Source organism: Streptococcus oralis ATCC 35037, from assembly GCF_900637025.1.
Classification (GTDB): Bacteria; Bacillota; Bacilli; order Lactobacillales; family Streptococcaceae; genus Streptococcus; species Streptococcus oralis.
In genome coordinates this window covers 170,750-195,611 of the sequence record NZ_LR134336.1, presented here as the reverse complement: position 1 = coordinate 195,611, position 24,862 = coordinate 170,750, and the positions used below count along the sequence as shown (strand labels likewise).

Annotated in this window: 16 protein-coding genes, 11 tRNA genes and 3 rRNA genes; 4 read left to right on the top strand and 26 right to left on the bottom strand. The window is 44.6% G+C overall.

Annotated features, from left to right (window positions below; genetic code table 11):
* The first annotated feature begins 137 nt into the window (after positions 1-137).
* The 4 genes from EL140_RS01080 to EL140_RS01065 all read left to right on the top strand — a co-directional run bounded on the left by EL140_RS01080 (position 138) and on the right by EL140_RS01065 (position 4,037).
* Positions 138-950 carry a Cof-type HAD-IIB family hydrolase gene (locus EL140_RS01080; protein WP_000162337.1) on the top strand — a complete coding sequence of 271 codons (813 nt, stop codon included), beginning with the start codon at positions 138-140 and terminating at the stop codon, positions 948-950.
* Positions 951-1,233: 283 nt separating this feature from the next.
* A complete protein-coding gene (locus EL140_RS01075; RefSeq protein ID WP_000021984.1) occupies positions 1,234-2,223 on the top strand; it encodes a PTS sugar transporter subunit IIB in 990 nt (329 codons plus the stop codon).
* Positions 2,224-2,298: 75 nt separating this feature from the next.
* Positions 2,299-3,111, top strand: coding sequence for a PTS mannose/fructose/sorbose transporter subunit IIC (locus EL140_RS01070; RefSeq protein ID WP_001280321.1), 813 nt, complete (start codon positions 2,299-2,301; stop codon positions 3,109-3,111).
* A 14-nt stretch (positions 3,112-3,125) separates the two neighbouring features.
* Positions 3,126-4,037: a PTS system mannose/fructose/sorbose family transporter subunit IID gene (locus EL140_RS01065; RefSeq protein ID WP_000818314.1), complete on the top strand. Its 912-nt coding sequence runs from the start codon at positions 3,126-3,128 to the stop codon at positions 4,035-4,037.
* Positions 4,038-4,100: 63 nt separating this feature from the next.
* Here the strand turns inward: EL140_RS01065 and EL140_RS01060 are convergent, their stop codons facing one another.
* The 26 genes from EL140_RS01060 to pbp2a all read right to left on the bottom strand — a co-directional run bounded on the left by EL140_RS01060 (position 4,101) and on the right by pbp2a (position 24,799).
* Positions 4,101-6,329 (bottom strand): HAD-IC family P-type ATPase, encoded by a 2,229-nt coding sequence (locus tag EL140_RS01060; protein ID WP_000876379.1) that lies wholly within the window; start codon positions 6,327-6,329, stop codon positions 4,101-4,103.
* 169 nt (positions 6,330-6,498) lie between these two features.
* A complete protein-coding gene (gene pepC, locus EL140_RS01055) occupies positions 6,499-7,833 on the bottom strand; it encodes an aminopeptidase C (RefSeq protein ID WP_000991688.1) in 1,335 nt (444 codons plus the stop codon).
* Between the two features lie 109 nt (positions 7,834-7,942).
* Positions 7,943-8,665, bottom strand: a complete 723-nt coding sequence (locus tag EL140_RS01050; RefSeq protein ID WP_001234912.1) for a pseudouridine synthase — start codon at positions 8,663-8,665, stop codon at positions 7,943-7,945.
* A gap of 73 nt (positions 8,666-8,738) precedes the next feature.
* Positions 8,739-8,969, bottom strand: a complete 231-nt coding sequence (locus EL140_RS01045; protein ID WP_000580438.1) for a GlsB/YeaQ/YmgE family stress response membrane protein — start codon at positions 8,967-8,969, stop codon at positions 8,739-8,741.
* A gap of 9 nt (positions 8,970-8,978) precedes the next feature.
* The gene (locus EL140_RS01040) at positions 8,979-10,220 is read right to left on the bottom strand and encodes an aminopeptidase (protein ID WP_000243958.1); all 1,242 of its coding nucleotides are present in this window, start codon (positions 10,218-10,220) and stop codon (positions 8,979-8,981) included.
* A 15-nt stretch (positions 10,221-10,235) separates the two neighbouring features.
* A complete protein-coding gene (locus EL140_RS09605) occupies positions 10,236-10,388 on the bottom strand; it encodes a hypothetical protein (RefSeq protein WP_000776622.1) in 153 nt (50 codons plus the stop codon).
* A 23-nt stretch (positions 10,389-10,411) separates the two neighbouring features.
* Positions 10,412-14,803 (bottom strand): PolC-type DNA polymerase III, encoded by a 4,392-nt coding sequence (locus EL140_RS01030; RefSeq protein WP_000095440.1) that lies wholly within the window; start codon positions 14,801-14,803, stop codon positions 10,412-10,414.
* 175 nt (positions 14,804-14,978) lie between these two features.
* Positions 14,979-15,052, bottom strand: a tRNA-Pro gene (locus tag EL140_RS01025).
* 16 nt (positions 15,053-15,068) lie between these two features.
* Positions 15,069-15,142 (bottom strand) — tRNA-Arg (locus EL140_RS01020).
* An 11-nt stretch (positions 15,143-15,153) separates the two neighbouring features.
* Positions 15,154-15,239: transfer RNA gene (locus tag EL140_RS01015), tRNA-Leu, on the bottom strand.
* 7 nt (positions 15,240-15,246) lie between these two features.
* Positions 15,247-15,318: transfer RNA gene (locus EL140_RS01010), tRNA-Gly, on the bottom strand.
* A gap of 27 nt (positions 15,319-15,345) precedes the next feature.
* Positions 15,346-15,418 (bottom strand) — tRNA-Thr (locus EL140_RS01005).
* A gap of 12 nt (positions 15,419-15,430) precedes the next feature.
* Positions 15,431-15,512, bottom strand: a tRNA-Leu gene (locus EL140_RS01000).
* Positions 15,513-15,517: 5 nt separating this feature from the next.
* Positions 15,518-15,590 (bottom strand) — tRNA-Lys (locus EL140_RS00995).
* A gap of 24 nt (positions 15,591-15,614) precedes the next feature.
* Positions 15,615-15,687: transfer RNA gene (locus EL140_RS00990), tRNA-Asp, on the bottom strand.
* Between the two features lie 2 nt (positions 15,688-15,689).
* Positions 15,690-15,762, bottom strand: a tRNA-Val gene (locus EL140_RS00985).
* A gap of 4 nt (positions 15,763-15,766) precedes the next feature.
* A 5S ribosomal RNA gene (rrf, locus tag EL140_RS00980) occupies positions 15,767-15,882 on the bottom strand.
* A gap of 77 nt (positions 15,883-15,959) precedes the next feature.
* Positions 15,960-18,862: ribosomal RNA gene (locus EL140_RS00975) — 23S ribosomal RNA — on the bottom strand.
* Positions 18,863-18,984: 122 nt separating this feature from the next.
* A tRNA-Ala gene (locus tag EL140_RS00970) sits at positions 18,985-19,057 on the bottom strand.
* A gap of 51 nt (positions 19,058-19,108) precedes the next feature.
* Positions 19,109-20,657: ribosomal RNA gene (locus EL140_RS00965) — 16S ribosomal RNA — on the bottom strand.
* Together the 16S, 23S and 5S rRNA genes with 11 tRNA genes alongside form the textbook arrangement of a ribosomal RNA operon.
* 230 nt (positions 20,658-20,887) lie before the next feature.
* Positions 20,888-20,959: transfer RNA gene (locus EL140_RS00955), tRNA-Glu, on the bottom strand.
* Between the two features lie 64 nt (positions 20,960-21,023).
* On the bottom strand, positions 21,024-21,497 hold the full coding sequence (locus EL140_RS00950; RefSeq protein WP_063636946.1) for a hypothetical protein: 474 nt from the start codon (positions 21,495-21,497) through the stop codon (positions 21,024-21,026).
* Between the two features lie 120 nt (positions 21,498-21,617).
* Positions 21,618-22,154, bottom strand: a complete 537-nt coding sequence (nusG, locus tag EL140_RS00945; RefSeq protein ID WP_000376732.1) for a transcription termination/antitermination protein NusG — start codon at positions 22,152-22,154, stop codon at positions 21,618-21,620.
* A 58-nt stretch (positions 22,155-22,212) separates the two neighbouring features.
* On the bottom strand, positions 22,213-22,389 hold the full coding sequence (secE, locus tag EL140_RS00940) for a preprotein translocase subunit SecE (RefSeq protein WP_000505776.1): 177 nt from the start codon (positions 22,387-22,389) through the stop codon (positions 22,213-22,215).
* A gap of 9 nt (positions 22,390-22,398) precedes the next feature.
* Positions 22,399-22,551: a 50S ribosomal protein L33 gene (gene rpmG, locus EL140_RS00935; RefSeq protein WP_001809375.1), complete on the bottom strand. Its 153-nt coding sequence runs from the start codon at positions 22,549-22,551 to the stop codon at positions 22,399-22,401.
* Positions 22,552-22,603: 52 nt separating this feature from the next.
* The gene (gene pbp2a, locus EL140_RS00930; RefSeq protein ID WP_000762598.1) at positions 22,604-24,799 is read right to left on the bottom strand and encodes a penicillin-binding protein PBP2A; all 2,196 of its coding nucleotides are present in this window, start codon (positions 24,797-24,799) and stop codon (positions 22,604-22,606) included.
* Positions 24,800-24,862: the final 63 nt, after the last annotated feature.

Sequence of the window (24,862 nt, the reverse complement as noted above, 5' to 3'; positions counted from 1 at the left end):
TCATTCACCTTTTCAATATGTTTGTTTGATTTATTTAATAAATCAAAGCAACTGTAGTTTTTGTTCTTATCTGCTTTTCTTCCTTCTTTTTGATATAATAGTAGACATCTTATCTGGAAACGACTAGGAAGGTTTATATGACTAAAAAAATTATCGCAGTCGATTTGGACGGAACCCTGCTAAATAATGAAAGCAAGCTCTCCGATTTCACCAAAGAGACGATCAAAAAAATTTCAGAAAAAGGACACCATGTCATCATCACGACAGGCCGTCCGTATCGTATGGCAAAAGACTTCTATCGTGAGCTAGAATTGCATACTCCCATGATTAACTTTAACGGCTCCCTTACCCATCTACCAGGACAGACTTGGGAGCATGAAAAGTGCCTGACCTTGGACAAAAAATACCTCCTAGACATGGTCAAGCGCACGGAGGACATCCAGGCTGATTTTATTGCGGGAGAATATCGAAAAAAATTCTATATCACGACACCGAATGAAGAAATTGCAGATCCTAAACTATTTGGCGTAGAGAACTTCCGGCCAGAAAATCAATTCAAACCTGAACGAGTAACCAAAGATCCCAACTGCATCCTCTTGCAAACAAGGGCTGAAGACAAATACGCTTTAGCGGACGAGATGAATCGTTTTTATCAGCACCAACTAGCTATCAATACCTGGGGCGGGCCCCTCAACATCCTCGAGTGTACTCCCAAGGGTGTAAACAAGGCTTTTGCTCTAGAGTACTTGCTCAATGTGATGAATCGTGATAAAAAAGACTTAATCGCCTTTGGTGATGAGCATAATGACACTGAAATGTTGGCATTTGCAGGCAAGGGATATGCTATGAAAAACGCCAATCCTGCTCTTCTTCCATATGCAGACGAACAACTTCCTCTGACCAACGAAGAAGATGGAGTTGCCCGCGCTTTACAAAATTTATTCTTATAAAAGGGAAGATTGCATGGTCGCAATCTTTCCTTTTTGTTTTCATTTTATTTTCACTAAAGCGGCTTATTTTCTGTATTTTTATATTAAATTTTCTATTACCATTTTCATTTATCTCTCAAAAAACATTGATATATTAATATTTTTAAAAAGTCATTCTATGAAAACTTTTACATCTTTTTAGAAAAAGTAGTTGATTTTTATATGAAAACGGTTTATACTTAAAGTTAGGCTTAAAGTTTTCTTAAACATACAGTCAAACATTTTATAAGGAGGAATGACAATAATGAGTATCGGAATCATTATTGCGAGCCACGGCGAATTTGCTGCGGGTATTCATCAGTCAGGATCTATGATCTTTGGTGAACAAGAAAAGGTTCAAGTTGTAACCTTTATGCCAAATGAAGGTCCAGATGACCTTTACGCTAAATTCAACAACGCTGTGGCTGCATTTGACGCAGAAGATGAGGTTCTAGTATTGGCTGACCTTTGGAGTGGATCTCCATTCAACCAAGCTAGCCGCGTAATGGGAGAAAATCCAGAACGTAAGTTTGCCATCATCACAGGACTGAACTTGCCGATGTTGATCCAAGCCTACACAGAGCGCCTTATGGACGCGAATGCAGGTGTGGATAAAGTCGCTGCGAATATCATTAAAGAAGCCAAAGATGGCATCAAGGCTCTTCCAGAAGAGCTTAACCCAGTTGAGGAAGTTGCAACTGCTGCAGCTGCTCCAGTTTCACAAGCTGCTATTCCAGAAGGAACAGTTATCGGTGACGGTAAACTGAAAATCAACCTTGCTCGTCTAGACACTCGTCTCCTTCACGGTCAGGTTGCCACTGCTTGGACTCCAGATTCAAAAGCAGATCGTATCATCGTTGCTTCAGACAACGTTGCAAACGACGAGTTGCGTAAAGAATTGATCAAACAAGCAGCTCCTAATGGAGTAAAAGCCAACGTTGTCCCAATCCAGAAATTGATCGACGTTGCAAAAGACCCACGTTTCGGAGAAACTCATGCCCTTATCTTGTTTGAAACTCCACAAGATGCACTTCGTGCTATCGAAGGTGGCGTGCCAATCAAGACCCTTAACGTTGGTTCTATGGCTCACTCAACAGGTAAAACAATGATTAACAACGTTTTGTCTATGGACAAAGAAGACGTTGCAACCTTTGAAAAATTGCGTGACCTCGGTGTTGAATTTGACGTACGTAAAGTACCAAACGACACGAAAAAAGATTTGTTTGACTTGATTAAGAAAGCAAATGTTCAATAATGTTAATCTGTTTCTATCATTTTTGAAAACAGGATTAAATACTTTATTAAAACTAAATAGAAAAGGAATAAAACCATGTCAGATATTTCAATCATTTCTGCTATCTTGGTTGTAGTTGTTGCCTTCCTTGCAGGTCTTGAAGGTATCCTCGACCAATTCCAATTCCATCAACCAATCGTCGCATGTACCCTTATCGGACTTGCAACTGGTAACCTCGAAGCAGGTGTTATGCTTGGTGGATCTCTTCAAATGATCGCCCTTGGTTGGGCAAACATCGGAGCTGCCGTAGCTCCTGACGCTGCTCTTGCATCTGTTGCTGCAGCAATCATCTTGATCAAAGGTGGTAACTTTACTACTGAAGGTATCGCCGTTGCTACGGCAACAGCTATTCCTCTTGCCGTAGCTGGACTTTTCTTGACTATGATTGTTCGTACAATCTCAGTTGCCTTGGTTCACACTGCTGACGCTGCTGCTAAAGAAGGAAATATTGCGGCTGTTGAACGTGCTCACTTTGTTGCACTTCTTCTTCAAGGTCTTCGTATTGCAATCCCTGCTGCCTTCCTTATCGCTATCCCTGCTTCTGCCGTTCAAGATGCTCTCAAATTGATGCCAGACTGGTTGAACGGTGGTATGGCTGTCGGTGGTGCTATGGTCGTTGCCGTTGGTTACGCTATGGTTATCAACATGATGGCAACTCGTGAAGTATGGCCATTCTTCGCTATCGGTTTTGCTCTTGCAGCAATCTCTCAATTGACTTTGATTGCCCTTGGTGTCATCGGTGTTGCCCTTGCCTTCATCTACCTTAACCTTACAAAACAAGGTGGAAACGGTGGCGGCGGAGCTGCGACTTCTAACGACCCAATCGGTGATATCCTAGAAGACTACTAGAAAGGGGATCAATCATGGCTGAAAAAATTCAATTATCAAAATCAGATCGTCAAAAAGTTTGGTGGCGTTCACAATTCCTTCAAGGTTCTTGGAACTATGAACGTATGCAAAACTTGGGTTGGGCTTACTCTTTAATCCCAGCTATCAAAAAATTGTACACTAAAAAAGAAGACCAAGCGGCTGCTCTTGAGCGTCACCTTGAGTTCTTCAACACTCACCCATACGTAGCTGCTCCAATCATGGGGGTTACTCTTGCACTTGAAGAAGAACGCGCTAACGGTGTTGAAATCGACGACGCAGCTATCCAAGGGGTTAAGATCGGTATGATGGGACCTCTTGCTGGTATCGGTGACCCAGTATTCTGGTTTACAGTTCGTCCTATCCTTGGAGCCCTTGGTGCATCACTTGCTGCATCTGGTAACATTGTTGGTCCCCTTCTCTTCTTCTTTGGATGGAATGCTATCCGTATGGCCTTCCTATGGTATACACAAGAGTTCGGTTACAAAGCTGGATCTGAAATCACTAAAGACATGTCTGGTGGTATCTTGAAAGACATCACCAAAGGAGCATCTATCCTTGGTATGTTCATCCTTGCCGTTCTTGTACAACGTTGGGTATCTATCAACTTTACTGTCAACCTTCCAGGTAAACAATTGGCTGAAGGTGCTTACATCAACTTCCCAGAAGGTGCTGTTACTGGTGCTGAATTGAAAGGAATTCTTGCTGATGCACTTGGAGGATTGAGCCTAGATAAGATTCAACCACAAACACTTCAAGGACAGTTGAACTCATTGATTCCAGGATTGATGGGACTTCTCCTTACTTTCCTTTGCATGTGGTTGCTTAAGAAAAAAGTATCACCAATCGCAATCATCCTTGCTCTCTTTGCAGTAGGTATCGCAGCTCGTTTCTTCGGTATCATGTAATCCAAGCTATCGAGAATATAGATAAAAAAAGAATCAGGTTTATTACCTGATTCTTTTTGTGTATCAATTTTTTCTTCTAGTCAGATAATGCAAGCCTCCAATCACCACTGCTAGGATGGCTACATAGACGACTTGGATGGTTTCTAAAGGCACATACGCTCCTTGCAGGATAAAGGTATTGGCAAGCACTCCAACAAGGGCTGCAAGGCTCAAAAGTACGAGCAAGACTAGTTTGTATCGATTAAATGGCAGACTGACCTTGGCAACTAGACACAGACCATTGAACAAAGCAAGTAGGAAGCAAATAAATTTGACCTGACCTGGGACAGTGATAAGGAAGTTCGTCAAGAGTACACTAGCGACTAGAATGCCACCACCAATCGCAGCATTGGTCAAAATATCTCGCATAAAATGTGTGCTAACCTTTTCTTTATTGGACTCAAAAGTTAGGAAGAAGGATGGAATCCCAATCGTAATAGCTGAAATAATCGTAAACTGAATGGGGATAAAGGCAAATTCCAAACCAAATACCACACTCAAAATGGCAAACACGATGGAGAAGAAGGTCTTTGTCAGAAAGAGAGAGGCTACCTTTTGGATGTTATTGATGACCCGGCGACCTTCCATCAAGATATCATAAAATACTGCAAAATCATCTGTCAGGAAAACAATATTGGATACACTTTTAGCTGCGCTGGTAGCCCCCTTCATGGCAAAGCTGATATCTGCTTTCTTAAGAGCCAGAACATCATTGACCCCGTCACCGCTCATGGCAACTGTTTTACCAGCATTTTGCAAGATAGATACCATCTTTTGCTTCTGTTCAGGTGTCACACGTCCAAAGATTTCGTGTTCCAAGACCACTCTTTCAAAATCTTGTTCACTCACCTTGGTCATATCAATCGCACGGGCTTCTTCCTTAAAACCTGCCTTACGAGCCACCCCATATACAGCCACATGATTATCACCACTGATAATCTTCACTTCAACACCTTGAGATTCGAAATAGTCAAAGGTTTCCTTGGTATTGTCCTTAATCTCATCTGACAAAACGACGTGCCCTAGTAGTTCCATATTGGCTGGACTCATGATGTGGTCCTTACTATGGGCAAGTGTCAAGATTCGAAAACCTTGCTGCTTCAGATGTTCATAGTAGGTATCCATCGGCTGGGTAAAGCCTAGAAATTCATAGGCTCCGAAGAAATAGGTCCCACCATCTTTTACTTGAACAAAGGAATACTTGTTTTTGCTTGAAAAGGCACCAACTTCTTGAACTTCCCACTTTTTCTCACAGGTTAAGTAAGTCTTCAGAGCTCTGGAAGTTGCATTTTCATCCTCGAAATAAGCCAGATAAGAAGACAGTTTCTCTGCCAGCTTCGCATCTATTTCTTGGACCTTCATATTCCCCGTTGTGATGGTACCTGTCTTATCAAAACAAAGAACATCTACTCGCGCCAAGGTCTCTACACAGTATAGCTCCTGCACTAGAACCTTCTTTTTAGCCAGCTTCATGGCAGCTACCGCTAGAGAGACGCTAACCAAGAGAATCAAGCCCTCTGGAATCATGCCGACCAAGGCACCTGAACTTCCTAAAACAATCTCAACATAAGACCGTCCTAAACTAAAACCTCTGACATAGAGCAGAATCGCAACTGGCACCAGCAAGATGGAAACAATTTTTAAAATCTTATCCATGTAATCGCGCAGTTGAGAAGGGTATTTTTTGAATTCCTTGCTGGATTTTGCGAGTTTGTTAATATAGCTATCCTGCCCCACAGCCGTCGCCGTAACAAGGCAGGATCCGCTAATGACATTGCTTCCGCTCATCAGCTGGTCACCAATCGTTTTAAAGACCGAATCACTCTCACCAGTCAGCAAGGACTCATCCACTTCAATATTTCCTTCAAGCACTTCTGCATCGACAGGCACCTGGTCTCCCAGATTGAGATGCAGATACTCCCCTAGAACGATGTCCTCTGGATCAATCTCGATCGTTTGACCATCTCGGTTGACCCTGTACTTACTTTTACCAAGCAAACTTAGCTTTTCCAAGGCATTTTTTGAACGCACTTCTTGGAAAATCCCAATGGCTGTATTGATAGCAATCACACCTAAAAAGAGCATATTTTCGAATCGCAAGGTTGTGGCTACCAGAACTGCCAGAGCCAAGTTCATGGCATTAAAAAATGTAAAGATATTTGAAACGACGATTTCCTTGCTTGTTTTATAAGGTTTAATGTCGCTGATATTTCGTTGACGATCCTTGATGTCTTGGCTACTTAAATACTTCATTTCTACTCCAATATCCTTTTGTACTACTATAGTAACACATATCTTTTTCTCTGTCACTTAAAGACTTAAAATAAGAAGAAGTCCCTTGGCAAGCATTATCTATCACTACTTTAAGAAGCACTTAAAAACAAAAGAGGCTAGGATTCCCCTAACCTTTTTTCTTTATGCTTTATTCTGCCAAGGCTCCCATTGGATCCCATGGTGCAAGTACGATTGGTTCTGCTTCATAGGCAACTTGTTCTTCTGCTGTCAGCAATTCCTTACGAACAACGATTTGGTAAGTGTATTCATCCATCCAAGCGTCTGAGGCAACAAAGTACCCATCTGTACCGACCTTGTCTCCCCATGAGTTTTCAACCTTCCATTTGGTTGACTTGCCATTTTCATCCAAATCAACACCCGTCAAGACCATAGCGTGGGTCATCAAGCTTTCGCTATAATCCAAACGTCCAGCCTTGTCTTGAGTGAGTTGAATGTCCATGCTTGATTCAAAGTCATAAACATCTGTCGCAAGGATTCCTGCTTTGCGGTTGCTGAGCTGGCCGACATCTGAACCAAACCAAACAGTTTCACCTGTTTGCATTTGGGCAATCGCCAATTCTTTCAAGCGTTCCATTGGAACGTTGATGTAGCGAACTGCACGGCTACCGACGACATTTCCCAACATCTCAACTGTGTAAGATTTACCGTAAGGCTTGTCAGCAGTTGGGGCGTTGATAACAGAAACATAATCTTCTAGAGGAAGGTCAACATATTTCTTGTAAAATTCTTGTGGTGTGATACCCTTTTCGCTTTGGTAATTGTTATCCTTATCGCGATAAGCAAAGTCAAATTTACGCGGTGGAAGTCCTAGTGACATAGCAAGGAAGTTAAAGATTTCTTGCAAGAGGTCTTCTTTCTTAGCTTGAACAGTCGCTTGGTCCGCACCAGAAGCGAGCAAGTCACGCAAGATTTGAGCATCTTGGCGAAGCAATTTGTTGAGAATAGCATTGAGCTCACGGCTGCTGCTAGATGAAACAGACTCAGGATAAACAGACTTAGGCACGACACCATATTTCTCAAAGAGGGCAACGACCATATCCCACTGTCCACCGTCTTGTTGAGGTGTTTGGAGTAGGAAGCTAACCTTGCGGCTCGTCAATTCTTGGTCTGCAGTCGCAATGACTTGCTCCAAGAACCAGTTGGATTTTTCATACTTGTCCCAGAAGAAAGTGTGGGCTTGTGACAATTCAAAGTTTTCCAATTTGTATTGAGAGATGAGTTTGTGACGGAAGGTGTTGAGAGCTGCAAACATCCAACAACGACCAGACGCTTTCTGGTTAGTAACCTTGTCCTTGGTCAAATCCAATGAGAAAACAGGTGCATTATCTACATGACTTTGGCGACGTTCTAGAGCTGCAAAAATTCCGTTGTGGCTAGCAGCATTTTCAATCGCTTGGTATTTGACATTTGCTTCATAGTTAGCAAATAATTGATCCGTAAATGATTCTTGAATCGCGTTCATAGATTCCTCCTTTTATTCTACAGTCTATTATAACTCTTTTCACAAAGGAAGCAACTGAAAACATAAAAAGGCAAGGACATTCTCCTCGCCTTTTCTAAAATAAATCAAATTAAACAATACTCGCAAGGAGAACCTCTAACTCCTCCTTGGTCAGGCGACGCCATTCTCCTCGTTCTAAATTCTCGCCCAAGGCTAAAGTTCCCATAGTCAAACGTTGTAGGTCCACCACTTCCTTGCCACAGTAGGCCACCATACGCTTGACTTGATGGAACTTCCCTTCAGCAATGGTCACACGGATTTTGCTTTGATTCTTTTCTGTATCTATGGAAATAATCTCCAGTCTAGCAGGCTGGCAGGTAAAGTCCTTGAGCGGAATCCCCTTAGCAAATGTCTCCACGTCTTCTTGGCTCATGATGCCCTTGACTTGCGCCAGATAGGTCTTATCCACATGACGCTTAGGTGAAAGAAGAGCATGGGCCAGCTGACCATCATTGGTCAAGAGTAGGAGACCATGTGTATCGATATCCAAGCGCCCTACTGGGAAAACTCCCTTGCTTCGAGCCACATCATCCAACAAATCTAGAACCGTTCTGTGCTTGGAATCCTCTGTCGCTGAAATTACTCCCTGGGGCTTGTTCATCATGTAGTAGACAAACTCCTCGTACTCTAGCACTTGACCATCAAAGCGAATTTCGTCTCTTTCTTCATTAATCTGCAATTTAGCTGACTTTTCTTTTTTACCATTTACCGTCACGCGCCCAGCCTTGAGCAAGTTTTTGACCTCTGTTCGACTCCCCACAGCGCAGGCAACTAAAAATTTATCTAATCTCATAAAACTATTATATCATACTCAAAAGGAGGCTAGCCCAAGTGACCAACCTCCTTTCCTTTTCAGAGTCGGAAAGCTAACTTCCTCTGTCCCAGAAGATAGCTAAGACAATCATGGCACCGAGAACTGCTGGGATAATGGCTGTACCGTTTAGGCTTGGCCCCCAAGAACCAAAGAGTAATTGTCCTAGAAAGGCACCAATCCAACCGAGGAACATCTTCCCAAAGCATCCCATACGTTCTCCACGATTGGTGATAGCTCCAGCTAATAGTCCGATTAAAAAGCCGACAAACATGCTTCCAATCATAGCTTCTCCTTAATTTGCCCAATCTCCATTACGGAAGAGTGGTACGCGTGTGCCATCCTCACGGATACCATCGATATCCATTAGATTCGAACCAATCATAAAGTCCACGTGAACATCTGAACGGTTAAGTCCTGCAGCTTCAAGCTCTTCTTCGCTCATCTCTGCACCACCAACAACACTAGTTGCATATGCTGCACCGATAGCCAAGTGGTTTGAGGCATTTTCATCGAAAAGGGTGTTGAAGAAGGTAATACCTGACTGAGAAATTGGGCTTGGATCTGGCACCAAGGCACATTCACCCAAGGCACGCGCACCCGCATTTTCAAAGACAAGGTCTTTCATGACCTGATCACCCTTCTCAGCAGTGATATCTACGATTTGTCCATCCTTAAAGGTCACTTTAATGCCTTCAATGATGTTTCCATTATAACTAAGCGGTTTTGTAGAAGTGACATAGCCATCTGCACGACGGAAGTCAGGCGCTGTGAAGACTTCCTCTGTCGGCATATTTGGCAAGAACCCTTCTCCCTGTGCATTGATAGCACCAGCTGATTCCCAAACGTGGTTTTTCGGCAAACCAAGTGTCAAATCTGTTCCTGGCGCTGTGTAGTGAAGGGCTGAAAATTGTTCTTTATTAAGCATATCTGCCTTGCTCTTGAGGATGGCTGCATGTTCTTCCCAAGCCTTAACTGGATCTTCTTCATAGACACGGCAAGTTTTGAAGATTTGGTCCCAAAGGAGATCGACTGCTTCTTCATCGCTCGCAGCATTTGGAAAGACTTTCTTAGCCCACTCAAGCCCAGCAGCGGCTGCTACAGTCCAGCTAACCTTGTTGGATTGCGTTGCGATGCGCATTGGCTTCATAGCAAGTCCCATCGCTTTAGCAGAAGCTGAAAGCTTGTCAGCGTCCACACCGTTCAAGGCACCTGGGTCAGAAGAACGGACACCAAGACGGCTAGCCTTGTTCTCCAAGAGATAGTTCATTTCAGCAATCTTGTATTCTGGCACATTGTCCAGGCGCTCCATCGGAGCATAGAGGAATTTCTCACGGCTAATCACATCATCTGTCCACTGAACGATGACCTCATGAGCACCCAAGGCATAAGCTTCCTTCACGATTAGATGAGCTAACTCGCGTTGCTCCACATCAATAGAGAGAGCCAAAGTGTGACCAGGTTGCACGTTGATTCCGTTCGCAACCAATAATTTCGCATATTTTTCTAGATTTTCTTTAAAATTTGGTAAAACCATTTTATTTTTCCTTTTCTATTTTTCTTTTAAAGCAGAAAACAATCCTGCTAAAGCAATGGTACCCGACAGAAGCACTGTCGATAGGATAATTGTTTCATCTGCCAGCTCTAGCTGATAGTCAAAAACCTTTTCAGCTGGTTTGTCTTCCGCAAAGATTCTAAGTTTCATAAAGATGTTCTCCGTTCTAATTCTTAAAACAAATCATCAAACAAACTCAACTGGTTATCCTCTGGCATATTACCAAGAATCCCCATTTCATCCATCTTTTCAACCAAGGTTGATGAAAGTCCACCACGCTTGCGGAGTTCTGTCTTAGAAAGGAACTCACCCTCTTGGCGCGCTCGCACCAACTGCTTGGCAACGTTCTCTCCCAGACCATCCATTGCTACAAATGGCGGAATGAGGGTATCCCCATCGATGAGGAACTCTGTTGCCTGACTACGGTAGAGATCGAGTTTGCCAAATTTGAAACCACGTTCCCACATTTCATTGACAATCTCAAGAGTTGTATAGAGATCAATTTCCACATTAGAGGCTTCATTGTTCTTCCGTTTTTCAGAGATTTCCTCCATTCTGCGCTTAATGGCATCCAAGCCCGCACCCATTGTCTTGATATCAAAGGCCTTGGCACGGATTGAGAAATAAGCACAGTAGTAATAAATGGGATGGTGAACCTTGAAGTAGGCCACACGCAAGGCCATCATAACGTAGGCTGCCGCGTGAGCTTTAGGGAACATGTATTTGATTTTCCCACAGGACTCGATATACCACTCTGGCACCTTATTGGCCTTCATAGCCTCGATGTAGCCATCTCGCTCCTCTTCGGAAATCTTTAGCCACATGCCTTTACGTACCCGTTCCATGATGGTAAAGGCCATCTTAGGTTCGAGACCCGCATGCATGAGGTAAACCATGATGTCGTCCCGACAACCGATAACGGTTGATAGGTCCGCAATCCCTTGCTTGATCAGATCCTGGGCGTTCCCCAGCCACACATCGGTACCGTGGGATAGACCAGACAGCTGAAGTAACTCCGCAAAAGTCGTCGGATGCGTCTCATCTACCATTCCACGTACAAAGTTGGTTCCGAACTCTGGAATTCCCAGCATCCCTGTCGGAGTTCCAATTTGCTCCGGCGTCACCCCAAGCACATCCGTCCCAGAAAAGAGGGCCATGACACCTTCGTCATCCATAGGAATTTCATTAGGGTCAATCCCAGACAAGTCCTGCAATTTTCGAATCATAGTCGGATCATCATGCCCCAGTACATCGAGTTTGAGGACATTCTCATCGATATCATGGAAGTTAAAGTGAGTCGTCTGCCATTCAGCCGTCACGTCATCTGCTGGATACTGAACAGGCGTAAAGTCGTAGACATCCATGTAGTTCGGAATAACAACGATTCCTCCTGGGTGTTGTCCTGTAGTCCGCTTGACACCGGCAGCACCTTGGGCAAGACGTTCCACCTCTGCATCACGATAAAATTTCCCATAGTCTCTCTCATAGCCCTTGACAAATCCATAGGCAGTCTTAGCAGCTACCGTACCAACCGTTCCTGCACGGAAGGCATATTCTTCACCAAAGATATCACGTACATCCAAGTGAGCACTAGGCTGGTCTTCTCCCGAGAAGTTCAAGTCAATATCGGGAACCTTGTCCCCATCAAAACCAAGGAAGGTCTCGAAAGGAATATCCTGTCCATTTTTGCTGAGTTTGTGACCACAGTTTGGACAATCCTTATTGGGCATATCAAACCCTGAACCGTAAGAACCATCCGTGATAAACTCGCTGTACTGACACTGACCACAGACATAGTGAGGAGAGAGAGGATTAACCTCCGTAATCCCAATCATGGTCGCAACAAAACTGGACCCAACAGACCCACGAGAACCAACCAAGTAGCCCCGTTCATTGGAACGTTGCACCAGCATCTGCGATGCCAGATAAATCACGGCAAATCCATTCCCCAGAATGGAAGTTAATTCTTTTTCAATCCGCAAATCAACGATATCTGGCAGCGGATTGCCATAAATCTCAAAAGCTTTCTTGTAGGTCAGCTCGGCGACCGTTTCTTCCGCCTTGTCAATGAAAGGTGTGTACAAGTCACCCTTAACAACCTCAACAGGTTCAAAGATTTCTGCCAAGGCATTGGTGTTTTCAATAACCAATTTACGAGCCAATTCCTCGCCCAAGAAGGCAAATTCATCCAACATCTCATTAGTCGTTCGAAAATGAGCTTTCGGAAGAGGAGCTGGTTGGGCATGTTCACCATGACCGATGGTTCGGTTAATCATAGCCCCCTGGCCCAAACTACGGACGATAATTTCACGGTAAATCTCTTCTTCCGGTTCGATATAATGGACATTTCCCGTAGCCAAAACAGGCTTCCCAAGACGGTCCCCAACCTCTATCAAACTCTTGATAATAGTTTGGAGTTCCTCCATATCCTTGACCTGCTCTTTAGCAATCAAGGGAGCATAGATAGCCGGTGGCATGACCTCGATAAAGTCATAATACTTGGCCACCTCAACCGCCGCATCCACACCTTGGGAAACGACAGCGTCAAAAACTTCACCCTCCGAGCAAGCCGACCCCAAAATCAAGCCCTCCCGATGGGCGTCTAGAACCGTTCTCGGAATCCGTGGCACCCCTTCAAAATACTTGGTGTTAGACAAAGAAACCAGCTTAAAAATATTTTTTAAACCAACTTGATTCTTGACATAAATGGTCGCATGTTTAATCCGAGCTTTTTTATAAGAATCTGGACTGATTAGATCAATATTGAGTCTAGCCAGATCGGTCACACCATGTTTTTCTGCTACCTCTTTGATAAAGATGAAAAGCAGACGACCAGTAGCTTCCGCATCGTAGTTGGCCATGTGGTGGTGTTCAAGTGCCACACCAAAACGCTTGGTCAAAGGCCCCAAACCATGACGTTTATACTCAGGATAGAGGTTTCTAGCAAACTCCAGCGTATCGATGACTGGCTGGCTAATCTTAGGCAGACCATGACGCTCATAGTTGGCATTCATAAAACCAACGTCAAAGGTAGCATTGTGGGCTACTAAGACTGTATCCTTGCAAAACTCTTGGAATTCTTGTAAAACTTGTTCCAGTGGTTTGGCATTTTTGACATGATCATCTGTAATACCAGTCAACTCAGTAGTAAAGGCTGATAATGGATGTCCGGGATTGATAAATTCATCAAATTCGGCAATAACATTCCCCTTATACATCTTAGAGGCCGCAACCTGAATCAAGTCATTATAGATAGCTGAAAGTCCCGTCGTTTCAACGTCAAAGACCACGTAGGTCGCTTCTGACAAGTCCATCTCCACTTCGTTATAAACGATAGGGACACGGTCCTCCACGATATTGGCTTCCATTCCATAGATCAGCTGGATTCCAGCTTTCTTAGCTGCCTTGTAGCCATGTGGGAAGGATTGAACATTTCCATGGTCGGTGATGGCAACCGCCTTGTGCCCCCACTTAGCAGCTGTCGCAACGATCTCCTCTACCTCTGGTAGAGCATCCATGGTCGACATGTTGGTATGAGCATGAAACTCAACCCGACGCTCACCTTCTGGCATCAAATCCTTCCGCTCATAGTGAACAACTTCCTGCACATCCTGCACGTTCATGGTCAAATCGCGTGTGAAATTATTCATCTCCACATTTCCACGAACTCGGAGCCAAGAATTCTTCTTAATGATGTCAAACTTCTGAGCTTCTTCTTCATTCTTAACCCATTTTTGCATTGAAAAACTTGAAGTGTAGTCTGTCATTTTAAAGTTGATCAAAACGCGACCAGTTCTGGTCACCTTATGCTCCACATCAAAAACGACCCCTTCAAAGACCAGACGATTTTCCTCAGTCGTCACGTCAATCATCTGGGTAACCTCAGCCTTATCTAGTTTAGGCTTGGCCATAGCCTTTTTAGCCTGAAAATCAAAGGCTGGCTTCTCTTCTACTGGAGGAGGAGCCATTTGTTCCAATTGCTCCATAGCCCGGAGCGCTTCCTCATTGGCAGCTTGGACAATCTGTTCATTCTCGGTATGGAAGGCTTCCTCCTGCTCTTGTGTAAGAGCATCATTCTTTTCTATTTGGCATACAAAAGCTGGAAAACCAAACTTTTCGAGTTGCTTTGCCAAATTAGGAAGATGATTCTTCTTAAAGTGCTCCTTATCAATCGCCTCTGAACCTTCAATAATGAGTTGATTTCCTTCCGCACGGACGTTTAAATTCTGGTAAAGAGATTTAAACCCCTGACTTGCACATGGACCTTCAGAAAAAGCCTCCTTATAGTAGGCCTGCAAGAGTTCATTAGAGAATTCTTGAGAAAGAGCCTTGATTTCGAAAACAGCTCGATTGCCTGTTTTCGAAAATTCTTCACTAAGCCCTTTCTTTAACTCTAAAAAAATTTCAATCGGTAAAATATTAGAAAATACAAAATGAAATTCCCAAATCTTACTAATTTTATGAACCACAACACGCTCAATTCTGGCATCAACAAGAGCAGGGTCCCGTCTCAATTGATCAGATATTCCCAGTTGATTCATTAAAATTTCAAACTTACTTGACATTCATTTTCCTCACATTATTCTCTTACTATTTTACCATAATTAAAGAAAATATATGACTAGTACCATTCCTTAAGCACTGCTAGTTTACCCAAATTTGTTCAGTAAACAAAAAAGAAGACTCTCAGAATCTCCTTAGTAAATAAAAAAAGATACCCTAAAGTATCCTCGTAATCGATCGGGAAGACAGGATTCGAACCTGCGACACCTTGGTCCCAAACCAAGTACTCTACCAAGCTGAGCTACTTCCCGCGTTAAATAAAAAAAATGCACCCTAGAGGAGTCGAACCTCTAACCGCCTGATTCGTAGTCAGGTACTCTATCCAGTTGAGCTAAGGGTGCTCATCATTATATGCCGAGGACCGGAATCGAACCGGTACGATCGTTACCAATCGCAGGATTTTAAGTCCTGTGCGTCTGCCAGTTCCGCCACCCCGGCCTCTCTAAGCGAACGACGGGATTCGAACCCGCGACCCCCACCTTGGCAAGGTGGTGTTCTACCACTGAACTACGTTCGCATCGACCTCTTATTCTATATAAAAAAATGCCGGCTACATGACTTGAACACGCGACCCTCTGATTACAAATCAGATGCTCTACCAACTGAGCTAAGCCGGCTGATTTCTATTATGCGGGTTAAGGGACTTGAACCCCCACGCCGTTAAGCGCCAGATCCTAAATCTGGTGCGTCTGCCAATTCCGCCAAACCCGCAAATATGACCCGTACTGGGCTCGAACCAGTGACCCATTGATTAAAAGTCAATTGCTCTACCAACTGAGCTAACGAGTCTAAAATAACTTCCGTTATCTTAAACGGTCCCGACGGGAATCGAACCCGCGATCTTCGCCGTGACAGGGCGACGTGATAACCGCTACACTACGGGACCTATGGGAGTTAACGGGATCGAACCGCTGACCCTCTGCTTGTAAGGCAGATGCTCTCCCAGCTGAGCTAAACTCCCTCGAGCTAAGCGACTTCCATATCTCACAGGGGGCAACCCCCAACTACTTCCGGCGTTCTAGGGCTTAACTGCTGTGTTCGGCATGGGTACAGGTGTATCTCCTAGGCTATCGTCACTTAACTCTGAGTAATACCTACTCAAAATTGAATATCTATCAAATACCAAGAAAACCGTCCACTTTCATATTCTCAGTTACTTTGGATAAGTCCTCGAGCTATTAGTATTAGTCCGCTACATGTGTCGCCACACTTCCACTTCTAACCTATCTACCTGATCATCTCTCAGGGCTCTTACTGATATAAAATCATGGGAAATCTCATCTTGAGGTGGGTTTCACACTTAGATGCTTTCAGCGTTTATCCCTTCCCTACATAGCTACCCAGCGATGCCTTTGGCAAGACAACTGGTACACCAGCGGTAAGTCCACTCTGGTCCTCTCGTACTAGGAGCAGATCCTCTCAAATTTCCTACGCCCGCGACGGATAGGGACCGAACTGTCTCACGACGTTCTGAACCCAGCTCGCGTGCCGCTTTAATGGGCGAACAGCCCAACCCTTGGGACCGACTACAGCCCCAGGATGCGACGAGCCGACATCGAGGTGCCAAACCTCCCCGTCGATGTGAACTCTTGGGGGAGATAAGCCTGTTATCCCCAGGGTAGCTTTTATCCGTTGAGCGATGGCCCTTCCATACGGAACCACCGGATCACTAAGCCCGACTTTCGTCCCTGCTCGAGTTGTAGCTCTCGCAGTCAAGCTCCCTTATACCTTTACACTCTGCGAATGATTTCCAACCATTCTGAGGGAACCTTTGGGCGCCTCCGTTACCTTTTAGGAGGCGACCGCCCCAGTCAAACTGCCCGTCAGACACTGTCTCCGATAGGGATAACCTATCCGGGTTAGAGTGGCCATAACACAAGGGTAGTATCCCAACAACGTCTCCTTCGAAACTGGCGTCCCGATCTCATAGACTCCTACCTATCCTGTACATGTGGTACAGACACTCAATATCAAACTGCAGTAAAGCTCCATGGGGTCTTTCCGTCCTGTCGCGGGTAACCTGCATCTTCACAGGTACTAAAATTTCACCGAGTCTCTCGTTGAGACAGTGCCCAAATCATTACGCCTTTCGTGCGGGTCGGAACTTACCCGACAAGGAATTTCGCTACCTTAGGACCGTTATAGTTACGGCCGCCGTTTACTGGGGCTTCAATTCATACCTTCGGATTACTCCTAAGCACTCCTCTTAACCTTCCAGCACCGGGCAGGCGTCACCCCCTATACATCATCTTACGATTTAGCAGAGAGCTGTGTTTTTGATAAACAGTTGCTTGGGCCTATTCACTGCGGCTGACATAAAATCAGCACCCCTTCTCCCGAAGTTACGGGGTCATTTTGCCGAGTTCCTTAACGAGAGTTCTCTCGCTCACCTGAGGCTACTCGCCTCGACTACCTGTGTCGGTTTGCGGTACGGGTAGAGTATGTTTAAACGCTAGAAGCTTTTCTTGGCAGTGTGACGTCACTAACTTCGCTACTAAACTTCGCTCCCCATCACAGCTCAATGTTATAGATATAAGCATTTGACTCATATCACACCTCACTGCTTAGACAGACTCTTCCATTCGTCTGCTTTAGTTAGCCTACTGCGTCCCTCCATCACTACATACTCTAGTACAGGAATATCAACCTGTTGTCCATCGGATACACCTTTCGGTCTCTCCTTAGGTCCCGACTAACCCAGGGCGGACGAGCCTTCCCCTGGAAACCTTAGTCTTACGGTGGACAGGATTCTCACCTGTCTTTCGCTACTCATACCGGCATTCTCACTTCTATGCGTTCCAGCACTCCTCACGGTATACCTTCTTCACACATAGAACGCTCTCCTACCATACCTATAAAGGTATCCACAGCTTCGGTAAATTGTTTTAGCCCCGGTACATTTTCGGCGCAGGGTCACTCGACTAGTGAGCTATTACGCACTCTTTGAATGAATAGCTGCTTCTAAGCTAACATCCTAGTTGTCTGTGCAACCCCACATCCTTTTCCACTTAACAATTATTTTGGGACCTTAGCTGGTGGTCTGGGCTGTTTCCCTTTCGACTACGGATCTTAGCACTCGCAGTCTGACTGCCGACCATAATTCATTGGCATTCGGAGTTTATCTGAGATTGGTAATCCGGGATGGACCCCTCACCCAAACAGTGCTCTACCTCCAAGAATCTTGATGTCGACGCTAGCCCTAAAGCTATTTCGGAGAGAACCAGCTATCTCCAAGTTCGTTTGGAATTTCTCCGCTACCCACAAGTCATCCAAGCACTTTTCAACGTGCCCTGGTTCGGTCCTCCAGTGCGTCTTACCGCACCTTCAACCTGCTCATGGGTAGGTCACATGGTTTCGGGTCTACGACATGATACTAATTCGCCCTATTCAGACTCGGTTTCCCTGCGGCTCCGTCTCTTCAACTTAACCTCGCATCATATCGTAACTCGCCGGTTCATTCTACAAAAGGCACGCTCTCACCCATTAACGGGCTCGAACTTGTTGTAGGCACACGGTTTCAGGTTCTATTTCACTCCCCTCCCGGGGTGCTTTTCACCTTTCCCTCACGGTACTGGTTCACTATCGGTCACTAGGGAGTATTTAGGGTTGGGAGATGGTCCTCCCAGATTCCGACGGGATTTCACGTGTCCCGCCGTACTCAGGATACTGCTAGGTACAAAGACTATTTTAAATACGAGGCTATTACTCTCTTTGGCTGATCTTCCCAAATCATTCTTCTATAATCTTTGAGTCCACATTGCAGTCCTACAACCCCGAAGAGTAAACTCTTCGGTTTGCCCTCCTGCCGTTTCGCTCGCCGCTACTAAGGCAATCGCTTTTGCTTTCTCTTCCTGCAGCTACTTAGATGTTTCAGTTCACTGCGTCTTCCTCCTCACATCCTTAACAGATGCGGGTAACAGGTAGTACCTGTTGGGTTCCCCCATTCGGAAATCCCTGGATCATCGCTTACTTACAGCTACCCAAGGCATATCGTCGTTTGTCACGTCCTTCTTCGGCTCCTAGTGCCAAGGCATCCACCGTGCGCCCTTATTAACTTAACCTTATTTTTTGACCTTTCAGTCATAAACTCTTTTAATACTACAGCGTTTCGGTTTATTTTCTTGTTACTATTTGATATAGATATTCAATTTTCAATGTGCATTACTTGGTGATCTCTCACCAATGGAGCCTAGCGGGATCGAACCGCTGACCTCCTGCGTGCAAAGCAGGCGCTCTCCCAGCTGAGCTAAGGCCCCACAAGACCTCTCAAGACTAAACAAGACCAATGTGCAGTTCCTTATCCTTAGAAAGGAGGTGATCCAGCCGCACCTTCCGATACGGCTACCTTGTTACGACTTCACCCCAATCATCTATCCCACCTTAGGCGGCTGGCTCCTAAAAGGTTACCTCACCGACTTCGGGTGTTACAAACTCTCGTGGTGTGACGGGCGGTGTGTACAAGGCCCGGGAACGTATTCACCGCGGCGTGCTGATCCGCGATTACTAGCGATTCCGACTTCATGTAGGCGAGTTGCAGCCTACAATCCGAACTGAGACTGGCTTTAAGAGATTAGCTTGCCGTCACCGGCTTGCGACTCGTTGTACCAGCCATTGTAGCACGTGTGTAGCCCAGGTCATAAGGGGCATGATGATTTGACGTCATCCCCACCTTCCTCCGGTTTATTACCGGCAGTCTCGCTAGAGTGCCCAACTGAATGATGGCAACTAACAATAGGGGTTGCGCTCGTTGCGGGACTTAACCCAACATCTCACGACACGAGCTGACGACAACCATGCACCACCTGTCACCTCTGTCCCGAAGGAAAACTCTATCTCTAGAGCGGTCAGAGGGATGTCAAGACCTGGTAAGGTTCTTCGCGTTGCTTCGAATTAAACCACATGCTCCACCGCTTGTGCGGGCCCCCGTCAATTCCTTTGAGTTTCAACCTTGCGGTCGTACTCCCCAGGCGGAGTGCTTAATGCGTTAGCTGCGGCACTAAACCCCGGAAAGGGTCTAACACCTAGCACTCATCGTTTACGGCGTGGACTACCAGGGTATCTAATCCTGTTTGCTCCCCACGCTTTCGAGCCTCAGCGTCAGTTACAAGCCAGAGAGCCGCTTTCGCCACCGGTGTTCCTCCATATATCTACGCATTTCACCGCTACACATGGAATTCCACTCTCCCCTCTTGCACTCAAGTTAAACAGTTTCCAAAGCGTACTATGGTTAAGCCACAGCCTTTAACTTCAGACTTATCTAACCGCCTGCGCTCGCTTTACGCCCAATAAATCCGGACAACGCTCGGGACCTACGTATTACCGCGGCTGCTGGCACGTAGTTAGCCGTCCCTTTCTGGTAAGATACCGTCACAGTGTGAACTTTCCACTCTCACACTCGTTCTTCTCTTACAACAGAGCTTTACGATCCGAAAACCTTCTTCACTCACGCGGCGTTGCTCGGTCAGACTTCCGTCCATTGCCGAAGATTCCCTACTGCTGCCTCCCGTAGGAGTCTGGGCCGTGTCTCAGTCCCAGTGTGGCCGATCACCCTCTCAGGTCGGCTATGTATCGTTGCCTTGGTGAGCCGTTACCTCACCAACTAGCTAATACAACGCAGGTCCATCTGGTAGTGATGCAATTGCACCTTTTAAGTAAATGTCATGCAACATCTACTCTTATGCGGTATTAGCTATCGTTTCCAATAGTTATCCCCCGCTACCAGGCAGGTTACCTACGCGTTACTCACCCGTTCGCAACTCATCCGCTCGGTGCAAGCACCAAGCTTCAGCGTTCTACTTGCATGTATTAGGCACGCCGCCAGCGTTCGTCCTGAGCCAGGATCAAACTCTCATTAAAAGTTTGAGTTCTCACTCATTTCTGTCACTGACAGATTTATTGTTTTTTCATTGTTCAGTACTATAACTTCAGTTATAGTGCCCTGCACATTGGTTCGTCTTGTTCAGTTTTCAAAGGTCTTTGTCACTCAATCTCTCTCAAGCGACAACTATATTAGTATATCACAGCTACCTGTCTCTGTCAACAGATTTTTTAAACTTTTTTCAAGTTTTTTTAACCGCAATACACCATAGTCCGTACGGGATTCGAACCCGTGTTACCGCCGTGAAAAGGCGGTGTCTTAACCCCTTGACCAACGGACCTGAGTTTTTCAACTCTTTCTATTATACCTACTTTTTTACCTTTGTCAAGAACTTTTTTACCTCTTTACCGAAATTCTGAAAAGATTAGGGAAAGTTCTCTCAGGAGAGCTTTACGTCCTCTAAAGACTTCTCCTCCCATTAGACGGTCTATTAACTCTTGTTTTTCCATACTCTGCTTTGATTTGTAATTCTTTAGAAGTTCGTGAAAGAGATAATAATCGTCCAGCCTGAGTCCTTTTTCTCCTAGACGATGACTAATCTCACTCACCTCTTCATAGGGTTCTTTGTCAAAACGGCGCTTGTGGCTTTCCTGTTTACGGATGTAATCTAGGATACGATTTCTAAACTTTGTTTTAAAGCAGACATAAAGTCGATGGCGCTCCCCCTCTAGTAACTCTGGGTTGCAACTCACCAGCTCATACAGACATAACATGCCTTCCTGATCCCAGTCCTCTTTCTCCCACAGATGCAAATGATAATCTTTGCGACACTTATGGATGATTCCCTTACTTTCTTCATATAAATCTTTTAGATTCATAGACCTCTCCTTTCTGCATTTAGTTTAGCAAAATGCGCGAGCCACTGGGTCTACTTCCTCTATTCTATACTTCTTCCTCCCCCAACGGCACATAAAAAGAGAGGCAAAGCCTCTCTGGGGTTATAATTCTGCAATTTGGTTGAGATTCACTTCTGCAATCGTATCATTACCAAACATAGAGATAATCATCTTCACTTTGTTGTTATCAATTTCAGTAATTTTACCTGTGTAGTCTGCAAAAGCGCCATCAATGATGCGGACTGTCTGGCCAACTTCAACATCAATATCGAACTCTTGAACAGTTTGTCCCATTGAAACCAGAATATCACGGATTTCTTGTTCCAAAAGTGGAGTTGGTTTTGATCTGTTACCGTGTGAGCCGACGAATCCTGTTACGTTAGGTGTGTTTCGAACGACGAACCATGCTTCATCGGTCATGACCATTTCTACAAGGACATAACCTGGAAAGCGATTCTCTTCAACTTCCTTTTTCTTTCCATTTTTCTCAACTTGCACGGTTTGTGTTGGAATCTCAACACGTAGAATATTATCCAACATGTTATATGTTTGCGCACGTTGCAATAGATTTTCTTTTACCTTATTTTCATAGCCAGAATAAGTTTGTAGAACAAACCATCCCTTGTCAAAACTATCCATGATATTTCCTTTCATACATATGATAGAAGAAAGTTAGCAGAACTTCTCCACTTTTCTTCTAAAAAATGTTAATAAATCGAATCAAACCTGATACAATCAACTGGTCAAAAATGTAAATGATGACCACAAAGAAGGCTGTGTATTCCATAATAGAGCGAAAATCTCTCCAGCTTTCTTTGCGAGTTGGCCAAGTTGTTTCTTTAAGAAGTTTAAAAATATCCTTAATAAAGCCCATCGTTCTCTCCTATCTCGTTTCTCTATGTGTCGTATATTTTCCACAATGTTTACAAAATTTATTTACTTCTAGTCGTGTTGGCTTGGGGTTCCCACTAATTTTGATTGAATAATTCCTTGAACCACAAACTGCACAAGCTAGGCTTGCTTTTTTTAGTGCCATAACGCCTCCATCTTATCTATTATAACAAGAAACCTAGGCTTTGACAAGCCTCTTAACGAAATAGATTAAGGATTGAGTCCCATATTGTCTGGGCTTTTTCTTTTATTTTAGCTTCTGAAATCGCACGACCTGCTTCATCTACAAGATTTTGTGCACGACTACGAATATCTCCTATTGGGTCCTCAGACTGGTTTGTCTCATTTTCAACAACCTGCTTTTTCGTATTTTCTGGTTCAATACCATTTTGTTTATAAGCATTCTCAACTGTAAAAGTGCTACCTGTAGTGTAAGGTAAAATGGTATTAGCCATACTTCTAAAGACATGGGCTGCTCCATTGGAGGTCGAACCTGCTAGATAATGGTTCTCATCTGTTGTTGGGAAACCGAGCCAGTGGCTGATTACCACATCCGGAGTATAGCCGATCACCCACTGGTCACTGGTATATTCTGGGTTGAAAACAGCTTCAGTCGTACCTGTTTTACCAGCCATAACATAATCTGCCGGTGACGAACTAATTCCTGTACCATTGGTAAATGTTCCTAGCATCATGCTGGTCATTTTATCGGCTACCGACTTATCAATCACTCGTTTTTGGGAGTTTTTATGACTCTTGATGATCTGGCCACTGGCATTTTCAATACGAGTGATGAAATGTGCTTCAGGCATCAAACCTCCATTAGCAAAGGCTGCATAGGCTTGCGCCATCTGGAGAGGATTCGTTTCCACACCTCCACCAAGAGCAACTCCAAGAACTCGGTCAACTTTTTCCATATTCAGACCAAATCTCTCCCCAGCGTCAAAAGCTTTGTCAATACCTAATTCATTTACAGTCGCAACAGCTGGCAGGTTGAGTGATTCCGCCAAGGCCTGATACATAGGTACTTCTGGAGATGTCTTAATACCCGCATAGTTATCTACTTGATAACTGTTGTACTGCATCGTATGATTATCCAGTTGCTTGTTCAAGGCCCATCCTGCTTCTACTGCGGGTGTATAAACGACTAAAGGTTTAATAGTTGAGCCTGGGCTACGCTTAGACTGAGTGGCATAGTTGAAATTGCGGAAGCCTGGTTTGTCATCACCAGCTACACGGCCAACAACTCCACGCACTCCACCCGTTTTAGGCTCTAGAGCAACACTACCTGATTCGGCATGCGTTCCATCTTCTGCCGTTGGAAATAGCGAAGTGTTTTCGTAAATAACCTGCATGTTTGCTTGGTAGTTTTGGTCAAGCTCTGTGTAGATTCGATAGCCGTTGTTGACAATCTCTTCTTCTGTGAGATTGTACTTGGAAACTGCTTCGTTGACAACTGCATCAAAATAGGACGGGTAACGATAATCCGAAACTTTGCCTTCATACTTATCTTGCAGTTGAGAAGCCATATCTACTCCAGCCGCTTCGGTTTCTTGATTTTTATCAATATAGCCCGCTGCAACCATATTTTGCAAAACAGTATCCCTACGGTTGGTCGAAGTTTCAACAGAATTTAATGGATTGTACAATTCTGGTCCCTTGAGCATCCCTGCTAGAGTAGCCGCCTGATTAAGCGTTAGTTGTGAAGCCGATACACCAAAATATTTCTTACTTGCATCTTCAACGCCCCATACTCCATTTCCAAAGTAGGCGTTATTGAGGTACATAGTAAGGATTTGCTCCTTGCTGTATTTCTTTGTCAACTCTAAGGCAAGGAAAAACTCCTTGGCCTTCCGTTCAACGGTCTGGTCCTGGGAAAGATAGGCATTTTTCGCCAACTGTTGAGTGATGGTGGAACCCCCTCCAGAACGACCCGCTGTAAGGATGGCTAGAAAGAAACGACCGTAGTTAATCCCATCATTTTTATAAAAGGAACGGTCCTCTGTCGCGACGACAGCATTCTGCAAGTCTTTACTAATATCTGTCAGTTCAACATAGGTTCCCTTTTGACCTGATAGGGCTCCTGCCTCTTTTTCTTCGCGGTCAAAAATCAGAGTTCGCGTTTTCAGGGCATTTTGCAAGTCATTGACATTGGTAGACTTGGCTATCGCAAACAAGTAGGTTCCTACCAGTAAACCAGCACTTAACCCTAAAATGATGACGATTTTTGTCAGATGATAACGACGCCAAAATTTCCGAATTGGACCTACTTGGGACAATTTTTTTCTGTCGCTCCGTGAACGACGCATGCTAGTCGAATCAGACTCCGCTGATTCATTCGTTTCTTTTTTAAAGAGAGAAAGAAACTTCTCAAATAATTTATCTAATTTCATGCGTTTATTTTATCATCTTCACCATAGGAACTCAAGAATTTAGCTACTCCCTATCCAAATAGG